At 52.6% G+C, this 1,864-nt stretch carries 1 rRNA gene; it reads left to right on the top strand.

Annotated features, from left to right (window positions below):
* Window positions 1–1,864 (top strand): 23S ribosomal RNA (locus tag M8014_RS00160); the annotation flags it as partial.

The following is a 1,864-nucleotide window of genomic DNA, read 5'->3' as shown; positions in this document are numbered from 1 at the left end:
ATGTTGTGAACTCGAAGAGTAGGGCGGGACACGTGGTATCCTGTCTGAATATGGGGGGACCATCCTCCAAGGCTAAATACTCCTGACTGACCGATAGTGAACCAGTACCGTGAGGGAAAGGCGAAAAGAACCCCGGCGAGGGGAGTGAAACAGAACCTGAAACCGTGTACGTACAAGCAGTGGGAGCCTTGATTTATCAGGGTGACTGCGTACCTTTTGTATAATGGGTCAGCGACTTATATTCTGTAGCAAGGTTAACCGTATAGGGGAGCCGCAGGGAAACCGAGTCTTAACTGGGCGTTAAGTTGCAGGGTATAGACCCGAAACCCGGTGATCTAGCCATGGGCAGGTTGAAGGTTGGGTAACACTAACTGGAGGACCGAACCGACTAATGTTGAAAAATTAGCGGATGACTTGTGGCTGGGGGTGAAAGGCCAATCAAACCGGGAGATAGCTGGTTCTCCCCGAAAGCTATTTAGGTAGCGCCTCGTGAATTCATCTTCGGGGGTAGAGCACTGTTTCGGCTAGGGGGCCATCCCGGCTTACCAACCCGATGCAAACTACGAATACCGAAGAATGTTATCACGGGAGACACACGGCGGGTGCTAACGTCCGTCGTGAAGAGGGAAACAACCCAGACCGCCAGCTAAGGTCCCAAAGTCATGGTTAAGTGGGAAACGATGTGGGAAGGCACAGACAGCCAGGATGTTGGCTTAGAAGCAGCCATCATTTAAAGAAAGCGTAATAGCTCACTGGTCGAGTCGGCCTGCGCGGAAGATGTAACGGGGCTAAACCATGCACCGAAGCTGCGGCAGCGACACTATGTGTTGTTGGGTAGGGGAGCGTTCTGTAAGCCGTTGAAGGTGGCCTGTGAGGGTTGCTGGAGGTATCAGAAGTGCGAATGCTGACATAAGTAACGATAAAGCGGGTGAAAAACCCGCTCGCCGGAAGACCAAGGGTTCCTGTCCAACGTTAATCGGGGCAGGGTGAGTCGACCCCTAAGGCGAGGCCGAAAGGCGTAGTCGATGGGAAACAGGTTAATATTCCTGTACTCGGTGTTACTGCGAAGGGGGGACGGAGAAGGCTATGTTGGCCGGGCGACGGTTGTCCCGGTTTAAGCATGTAGGCGGGAGTTTTAGGTAAATCCGGAACTCTGTATAACGCTGAGGTGTGATGACGAGGCACTACGGTGCTGAAGCAACAAATGCCCTGCTTCCAGGAAAAGCCTCTAAGCATCAGGTAACATCAAATCGTACCCCAAACCGACACAGGTGGTCAGGTAGAGAATACCAAGGCGCTTGAGAGAACTCGGGTGAAGGAACTAGGCAAAATGGTGCCGTAACTTCGGGAGAAGGCACGCTGATGCGTAGGTGAAGTGACTTGCTCACGGAGCTGAAATCAGTCGAAGATACCAGCTGGCTGCAACTGTTTATTAAAAACACAGCACTGTGCAAACACGAAAGTGGACGTATACGGTGTGACGCCTGCCCGGTGCCGGAAGGTTAATTGATGGGGTTAGCGGCAACGCGAAGCTCTTGATCGAAGCCCCGGTAAACGGCGGCCGTAACTATAACGGTCCTAAGGTAGCGAAATTCCTTGTCGGGTAAGTTCCGACCTGCACGAATGGCGTAATGATGGCCAGGCTGTCTCCACCCGAGACTCAGTGAAATTGAAATCGCTGTGAAGATGCAGTGTACCCGCGGCAAGACGGAAAGACCCCGTGAACCTTTACTATAGCTTGACACTGAACACTGGTCCTTGATGTGTAGGATAGGTGGGAGGCTTTGAAGCGTGGACGCCAGTCTGCGTGGAGCCAACCTTGAAATACCACCCTTTAATGGCTGGTGTTCTAACGTAGACCCGT

It is taken from the genome of Silvania hatchlandensis (assembly GCF_025564065.1).
Lineage (GTDB): Bacteria > Pseudomonadota > Gammaproteobacteria > Enterobacterales > Enterobacteriaceae > Enterobacter > Enterobacter hatchlandensis.
This window is presented reverse-complemented; position numbering and strand designations above follow the sequence as displayed.